This is a genomic window from Kaarinaea lacus (genome assembly GCF_975902315.1).
This window is the reverse complement of the sequence record NZ_CDLKIE010000165.1, coordinates 1-8,852: the sequence shown is the minus strand read 5'-3', so window position 1 is coordinate 8,852 and position 8,852 is coordinate 1. Positions and strand designations below refer to the sequence as shown.

At 48.3% G+C, this 8,852-nt stretch carries 4 protein-coding genes and 2 pseudogenes; all 6 read right to left on the bottom strand.

Translation table 11 applies throughout. From position 1 onward, the window contains the following. Positions 1 to 1,300: pseudogene (locus ACWVCM_RS04640) on the bottom strand (sucrose synthase); the annotation flags it as partial. A 33-nt stretch (positions 1,301 to 1,333) separates the two neighbouring features. Beyond that, complete coding sequence (locus ACWVCM_RS04635; RefSeq protein ID WP_455200546.1) at positions 1,334 to 3,535, bottom strand: HAD-IIB family hydrolase; 2,202 nt, start codon at positions 3,533 to 3,535, stop codon at positions 1,334 to 1,336. Positions 3,536 to 3,608: 73 nt separating this feature from the next. Next, positions 3,609 to 4,319, bottom strand: a complete 711-nt coding sequence (locus ACWVCM_RS04630; RefSeq protein ID WP_455200545.1) for a response regulator transcription factor — start codon at positions 4,317 to 4,319, stop codon at positions 3,609 to 3,611. 144 nt (positions 4,320 to 4,463) lie between these two features. Next, positions 4,464 to 5,744, bottom strand: a complete 1,281-nt coding sequence (locus tag ACWVCM_RS04625; protein ID WP_455200547.1) for an ATP-binding cassette domain-containing protein — start codon at positions 5,742 to 5,744, stop codon at positions 4,464 to 4,466. Further along, positions 5,730 to 6,374: pseudogene (locus ACWVCM_RS04620) on the bottom strand (ATP-binding cassette domain-containing protein); the annotation flags it as partial. The pseudogene ACWVCM_RS04620 and the gene ACWVCM_RS04625, both read right to left, overlap by 15 nt. Positions 6,375 to 6,480: 106 nt before the next feature. Next, positions 6,481 to 8,852: Ig-like domain-containing protein (locus ACWVCM_RS04615; protein WP_455200544.1), on the bottom strand; the 2,372-nt coding region annotated here is incomplete at its 5' end.

Genomic DNA, 8,852 nt, shown 5'->3' with positions numbered 1-8,852 from the left:
TTTCCAGTGCATGCGCGATATTACATTGGGTAACATGAAGTTTATGCGCTAATAGCGTTGCCACCAGGTTGCCATCGGAGTAATTACCAACAATCAAATCGGGACGCCCACCGAGGTCGGCTAATAATTCATGCCCTACATCTTCGGCATAACGTTCCAGGTATGGCCAGACTTCGAATCGTGATATCCATTGCGGAACCACTTCACCGGACTCCGAACGAAACGGGACTCGCAGTATACGCGCGTTTTCAGTGCCTACTATTGATTCAATACGTTGATCACAGGTAGTGCCCTGCGCCTCCGGTATCAGGCGTGTTACCACCACTATTTGCGGTTCGATCTCGAGTCCCTGCTTGGACAGACGCTGACGCATTTCTTTTTCCAGCGCTCTGACCTGATCAAGTATGTAAACGACTTGCCCGCCGGTATCGGGTAATCCTAATACATTAGACTGACCAAAGAAGCCATGCGGAGATAAGATGGCAAGACTGAAAATCATGGGAATGCGCCCGAGGAATTTTTCCAGGTTGCCTGGCTCCGGCGCTTCCAGTATATCGGACAACAACACGATGGTATTGCGCATGCGAGATACGGTATTACCCCAACCCGTCTCAAAACCCAGACCTTGCATCACATGCTTGACGTCATCCCAGTTGGCTTCATCTGGTTGAGCAGATAAATAATCTTCCGCCCTGCGCAATGCGGTTGATAGAGCTGGCACATCCGCGACTCTGTCATTCAACATGAGTTGCTGGCCTTTGTACTGGTGAACGCGCAGAAAATCCAGTATCTTTCTATCACCCTGTCCTAATGACTGAAAAAGCTGACTGGACAATCGGCGATTCAGAAACTCCACTCCACGTCCAATGGAGCGCGCTTCACGCATCTTAGGAAACTCCCGGTTAAAAGGTCCCAAATCCAGTTCCAGAGGCCACGCGGCCACATGGTCTGATCCGGCAACGATACGCTCCTTGAATGCCAGAAACTGCGACACGGTAATTTCTTCGTGTTCCAGTTCTTCAACATGAAACCGCACATAAATCCAGCGCCCGATTCGTTCTCGCACCGCAAAGTAAATCCAGGGATCGTCCAGTATGGCTTCCTGACAACAGACGATAAACCGCTTAAAGGTTTCCGTGCAGATACTGTGGCCTTTACCCAGTTCATCGCAATGCGACTCAAACATGTCCCACAAATCAGATCGCAATAGAAACGAGCGTCCCAATGAAAAATAGGAACGCAATAATAAATATACCTGTTCTCGGTGTTGCTTGATGATATCGCTTAACAGTTCCAGCATTATTTCACTCGTTTACTAAAATAGTTGATGATTTTATTCAGATAACTCTTCGGTGATGGACCATTCCTGTAGTTCGCCCTGATCATCCTCTGGTGGAAAAATATCGTTAAGGAAACCATAGTACTTTATGCCTTCAATGATTCCGCCAGCGTATGGTTGCTGGGCAAAATAAATCAGATCCCGGTCTTTAAGTTTTGCTAATTCTTTACTGTAGTTACCAACCACAACACCCAGCGTATTACCTCTTAGCATTTCCTCGTCGTTTCCAGAATCGCCGGTTACCAGGATACGTTCCGGCACTATCCCCCACTTCATTCCGATATAGCGAACGGCCAGGCCTTTTGAGGCACGAATGGGCATGACATCAAGGTAGGCCTGATGTGAATAGACCAGCTTCACATGTATATCATGCTGCCGAAGATGGGCGCTAATCTCTCTCATCGTCGGTACCTTGTCAGGATTCACGTCATAACTGATTTTGTGCTTGCGTTGCTCTGTACCCGCCTGCATCTTTAATCCCGGAAATTTTTTCAACATTTTTTTTACGGTGCCTGGTTTCCAGCGATAATTGATATGTTTTTCCCAGTCCGTATCTTCCACCATGCGATGCCCATAATATATTTCACCGCCAACGCAAGTAATAAACAGGTCAGGTGTAGGCACACCGTTTTCCTTTAACACCTTTACTGTACTGTCCAGGTTACGTCCGGTGGCCACAGCAAATCCAACTTTGCCATTGGTACTATCAATAGTATGCATTAATTGTTGCAGTGCCTGCTCATCACCAAGCAGTGTATTATCAACATCGCACACCAGCAGTCGATCCACTGTTGGCAATCGATTCTTTTTACTCGAGGTAGCATCTGTAACACGCCTGGATTTCCCAATGACGTTTCCAACCGCCTCAACATACTTGTTGACATGGCTTTCCCATGCATAGTGCTTATACACACCCGCCAAACCGCTTTTCGACATTTTTTCCCATTGCGTTTTATTCGAAAGCACTTTCAGCAATGCGCTGGCAATATCGTGTGTATCTAATGGATCAACCAGGAAACCATTCTTGCAGGTATCAATGATATCCCGGGGACCGCCATCGTGTGTCGCTACTATCGGTACACCGCTGGCCGCCGCTTCAATTAAGGTCAGACCAAACGGTTCGGTGAATGCCGGATTGACAAAAACACCTTTGGACATAGCGGCGAGCCTGTACAAATCTGCCACATCATCGGGTTCGTGATGCTTGGGATAAGCAACATGACCATAGAGATCATATTTGTCGATTAGATTCAGCATACCGGACAACACGGCTTGCGATCCTTTGTCCATGGAAGCAATATCATCGCGATTGCCTGCCACGATAACCAGGTTGGCCAGGTCCCTTAATTTTTCTGTTTCCCCATAAGCGTGAATTAAAGCAGCGATGTTTTTTCTTTCGTCCGGGCGGGAAATGGCAAGAATAATGGGACGCTCAGGATATGTGAGAAACCGGTCAAGTTGTGGCTTGATAGGTGCTTTTTCCACCTTACTGGCTTCCAGCGGGTGGAAGCGATCCAGGTCAACACCGGGCGGAATAACCATCATCCGACGTGGCTGGTAGTTATCATACAGTTCATACTGTTCTTCAACTTCCTGGCGGGTACTGGTTACGACGAGGTTGGCATTACCCAGGGTGATTTCTTCCGCTTCAATGCGAACAGAGATATTATACTGGGCTTCAATGCTTGACGCTTTACTGCCTTTTTCCAGTAAGCGTTGTTTTTTTACACGCCCCAGCGAATGCCCGGTAAATATTAGTGGTACTCCTAACAATTGCACCATACGGGTTCCGACATAACCCGCGTCTGCATAGTGTGCATGAACAATATCCGGCACGCGACGCACACTGGCCAGGTGCTTCAGCACGTTGTCGACAAATATATCAAGATGGGGCCACAGGACTTCCTTGCGAAGGTAACGACGGGGGCCGCATGGCAAACGAACAATGGTGACTTTATCGCTGAGCACTTCGTGATGCTCGGCGTAATCGGGATCGACTTTCCGATCAATGACACGGCGAGTAATCAAATCAACGCGTTCAACGTCGGGATGTTCCCCAAGTGCGCGTGCCAGTTCCACAACGTACTTGATTTGTCCGCCGGTGTCCGAATCCCGACCCAGTTCCAGATTATTACCACGAACCAGCCCGTGAACACTAATTAGAACAATATACAAGCCTTGCCGGGGCTTTTCCATTTATACTCCTAAGCAACAATGCGATATTTAATGGTTCTATGTATAGCCGATTTGCAGTGCTAGTTCTAATTCATTATGAAATAGCAGAATCTACTGGACTTTCCTGGTAAGACAATCGATAACCCATACTCGAGACCGATTCCAGTTTCCATTTTTCGTCTTCATCCACTTTCAGCTTTTTACGCAAACGGCTAATGTGGATATCCACAGTTCGGGTACTGATTTCAGCATTACGCCCCCAAACGTTTGCCAGCAAATCAGCGCGAGTACGTAACTGGTTAACATTTTTAAACAGATAGTAGGCGAGCTTGAATTCTTTAGGTGTCAATTTGATTTCTTCACCACGATAACGGATTTTATGTTGCGAGTTATCAACTTCATAATCGCCAATTTGAATAGACGCATTGGCTTGCGGTGAAAATTTTGCGCGACGTTGCAGGGTGCTGATTCGGGCAAGTAATTCTTTGCGATCAACTGACTTTGAAATGTAATCATCCGCACCCAGATGCAGGATTTTCGCAATGTCGTCCGTAGCATCACGGAAGGTCATGAAGACAATTGGAATTTCCCATCCCAGGTTGTTACGCGCCCAGCGTAACACTTCATCGCCATTTATATCCGGCAACACCCAGTCTATGATGAGTAAATTAAATTCTTCGCTGCTCGCGTTATCAATAAATGCTTTGCCTTTGGGAAAAACCTTGCAGGCATGACCGGCTTTTTCCAGCCAAACTGACATCAGTTTGGCCTGGCTGGGGTCATCTTCGATGAGAGCGATGTACATGGATTTAATTCTAGTACAGTTACAAAACCTTTACAGAAAAGATACATTAAGGATACAGATACGTCACATAATTGCAATTAACATTCTGTTTTTCATAATAGTTTCACAATTGGTCGATTTTTATACGCACCCTAAAAGTGTGACCTATGCACGGTTTTCCAGCTGCTCCCAGCGCTGATAGGCATCATTCAATTGCGTGTTGACCTCATCCAGCCGCTGTAGACTGGCTTTAATCAGTTGCTCATCCCGCTGGTAAAAATCGCCTTGCCCCATTTGTTGCTCGAGATTCTGTTTTTCTGTTTCCAGTGTTTCTATCAGGCCGGGTAGTCCATCCAGTTCCCGCTGCTCTTTATAAGAGAGCTTTTTGGACTGTGCTGACGCAGCGGGTTGCGCCTGTTTTGCTTTCTTTTCGCCGCCAGGTTTGGACGGGATGTTTTGTTGACTTTCCACCTCACGATGACGGGCTTGCCAGTCACTGTAGCCTCCAACATATTCCTGAATCACTCCCGCGCCTTCAAACACCCACACACTGGAAACAATGTTATCCAGAAATGCCCGGTCATGACTGACCAGCACAATGGTGCCATCGAAATCACTTACCACTTCCTCAAGCAACTCCAGGCTCTCTACGTCCAGATCATTGGTTGGCTCATCCAGAATCATCAAATTTGCCGGCCTGGTAAACAGACGTGCCAGCAACAGACGGTTTTTCTCGCCGCCGGACAAGGCACGAACCGGTGATTGCGAACGCTGTGGGGAAAACAGGAAATCCTGCAAATAACCGATTACATGGCGAGTACTGCCATTAATCGTTATGCTATCGCTTCCCAGGTTCAGATTGTCAATGACACTTTTGTCAGGATCCAGCTGTTCCCTTTGCTGGTCGAAATAAAGGGTATTGATATTGGTACCTAAAGTGATTGCACCGGATTGTGGTTGTAACTGGTTTAACAACAATTTGATTAAGGTGCTTTTTCCACAACCATTTGGACCAATGATGCCGATGCGGTCGCCGCGCGTTACCTGCGCTGTAAAATGCTGGATAACCGGGCTACCATCCGGGTACGCGAAAGAAATATCATCAACTACCGCCACCAGTTTGCCGGATTTTTGTGACGACTCCAGATTCAATTTCACATTGCCCATTTTCTCGCGGCGTTGTGATCGCTCCTGACGCAGCGCCTTTAAGGCACGTACCCTGCCTTCGTTACGCGTTCTACGTGCTTTTATGCCCTGACGAATCCAACGTTCTTCCTCTGCCAGTTTCCTGTCGAACAGGGCGTTTTGTTGCTGTTCCACTTCCAGTGCTTTTTGTTTAGCCTGCTCGTAATGCGCGTAATCCCCTGGATAGCTGGTTAGCACTCCCCGATCCAGTTCAACAATACGTGTCGCCAGGTTTTTAAGAAACAGTCGATCATGGGTCACAAATACCAAGGTACCCTTAAAATTGACTAAAAACTCTTCCAGCCATTGAATGCGTTCAATATCAAGGTGATTGGTTGGCTCATCCAGCAAAAGTAAATCAGGATCACTGACTAACGCCCTGGCCAGCAACACACGGCGTTGCGTACCGCCCGACAAATCATCGAACTGATCATCAACAGGCAGCTCCAGCGTAGAACAAACTGTGGTAATTTTTTGATCCAGGTTCCAGCCGTCGCAATGCTCTAATTGCTGTTGCAGGTGAGCCAGTTTTTTTAACAGGGATTCATCGCCAGCGTGCGAGCCTGCAATTTGATGAGAGACCGCATGGTAATCAGCCAGCAACTGGCCTGTTTCCGGCAATCCGCTCGCCACAACACTGTAAACATCGGCATCGGGGTGTTCATGAATATCCTGGATTAAATAAGCGAGGCGTAATCCGGAACGATACCAGACTTCACCACTATCTATTCCAGCTTTACCAGCCAGAACATTGAGCAAAGAAGTTTTGCCGGTTCCATTGCGGCCAATGATGCATATCCGTTCGTTATCATTTATCTGGAACTCAACATTATCCAGTAGATGATGAATACCGTAAGCAAGGTAGGCGTTTGTTAATTTGGCTAATAACATGAAAAACAACTGATCACTTTTACACGAGAGTGACAGTATACCGCATGCGTTCTTGTACACGAACCATGCTTGATCTGTCGCTGCTTTGCTGTGGTGGCTTTCTATATTACGGTAGTCCACCCATTCCCGCGGGTGGCAACGGAGGAGGTGGCGGCGGCGGTGGTGGCGGTGCCGGTGCCGGTGGCGGCGGTGGCGCTGTTGGCGCTGGTGGTGGCGGTGGCGGTGGCACTGTTGGCGCTGGTGGAGGAATTGGTGTCGGACAATCAGCAAACGGCGTGGCGAAGCTGTTTGTGGTATGACAATCACTGCATTCACCGGCTGGCTCACAATGACCGGCGGATTTTGCAGGCCCTATGCCTCCGTTGTGGCAGGAGGAACACAGGCCAAGCGCATCCGAATGAGAAAATATTCCAGCGATATTTAGCCACGCCCTGGGTGGTATCCCATGGCAGTTTTCACAAACGTTCGTTGTGTTAGGGTGACTGACAGGTTTGCCGGTTGCGGTAACGCCATTGTGACAGCTGGCACAAGTACCAATAACCTGCGAATGATCTACTGCAGAAGCCGGCACTGGATTCCAGGTGGCTGGGAACACTTGATGGCAGGCGTCACATACATTCGTAGTATTTATGTGGGCTGCATTCTTCCCGCTCGCGGTTACTCCATCGTGACAACTAATGCAGTTCCCCACAAAGTTTGAATGATCTACGGTACCGCCTGATCCACCAATCGTTGGCGACCAGGCAGCAGTGTTATGACAGGCACTGCATTCTAAAGTGGTTGGTATGTGGGCGGCATGCTTTCCGGTCGCAATGACATCGTCATGACAGCTGGAACACACACCCACTACCAGGTTATGGTCAACCGTGCTGACCGGTGCCCACAAGGTATTAAAGTGGCAAGCATCACACTCACCCGTAATATTAATATGTTCATTGTCAAGCGAATGACAACCGGCGTTGTTACATGATCCCGCCTCAGCCGTGGTATGATCCGCCGGCAAAGGATCAGCATTAATAATATCAACCTCGGCTACCGTTGACATAATCATGCCATTGTCACGTTGCCATGCTGCGATCACTTGCCCGCTGTCACTGCTATCAATGGTGATTTTCGAACTTTTTGCAGTGGCGCTTTCATCTAATGGCTCGGTATAACTCCACACACCCTCAACTTCGAAGCGACGACTTACCGCTTTATCCTTCTCCACCCAGGCTACTGTGACAACACCATTGGAGTTTATAGTGACAACTGGATCCACCGGCAACCAGTCAGGGTACTCACTGATCTTTTCCACGACATTAAATGTCTGGGTAATGCGGTTTGCCCAAATGGCCGAACCCGCCGTTTCTTCCTGTACCCATACAACAACAATGTCACCATTACCAGCAACCGCCAGCCTGGTGTCACTGACATTGCCATTTCCGTTATCGATGGTAACTTCACTACCCAGCACCGGTTCATTACTGGCGTCAATGACATTGATAGCCCTTGACGCCAGGCGGGTAACACCGTTCGCGTCGTCGTAGTACCAGACAATCATGCCCTGACCAGATCCGTTTAATACAATCTGGCCCTCCCTGATATTACTGCCCGTTACATTCAACACAGAATTGACAGGTTGTGTTAATCCGGAACTATCGCCAAAGCGCCATACCAAATTACCATTTATTACATCTGTCCAGACAATTACGACAGCGCCATTATCCGCCACAGCGATAAAAGGATCATCCGCATTAGCCACCCCACTGGTTACCGCTGTAGCGTTACCACCTGCCTGGCTGACCCATACAACATGCTGGCGTCCTGTAATAGTTTCTCTTTCCAGCCACACAGCCGGGAAATGTGCAGTCGCACTACCGGCAAGCACCGGTTTCGAGACGGGTATTTGAGTATCTGATCGGATGATGCTTCCAAATGTCCACGCCAGCCCGTCCCAGTCAGCAATATTCAGGAATTGTTCGCTACTGCTTGTATTTGAATCCTGCCATAGCACCAGGCCGGTCCCGGAATTCGTTGCAACAACTTGTTGTTGATCTAACAGTTCACCATTGGCAAGTGGAGTTTGAGGAATAATCCAGCCATTGCCAGGCAGGTAGCGCGTACCCCAGATAAATGATGCCGTGGTTGTGCCACCGCGCCATGTTAATAAGCTTATTCCGCTGGAAGCATCACTGGAAATTTTCGGCCCTTCACCGGAGCCAACGGTTTGTTCTGGACCCCACGGGGTTACAATTACGGTCACAGTGCCACTGGCGGATTTACCCTTACCATCATTCACAACATATGTAAGCGTATCTTCTCCATATTGATCTGACTGCGGGGTATACTCGATAGAAACGGGTGGACCGGACACAATCGTAGCAGTACCGATAGCACCATCGACGATAGACTCGATACTCAAATTGTCGCCATCATTATCTGTGTCGTTTGCCAATACATCGATCGATACCATTCTGTTCTTGCGCGTAATAGCCC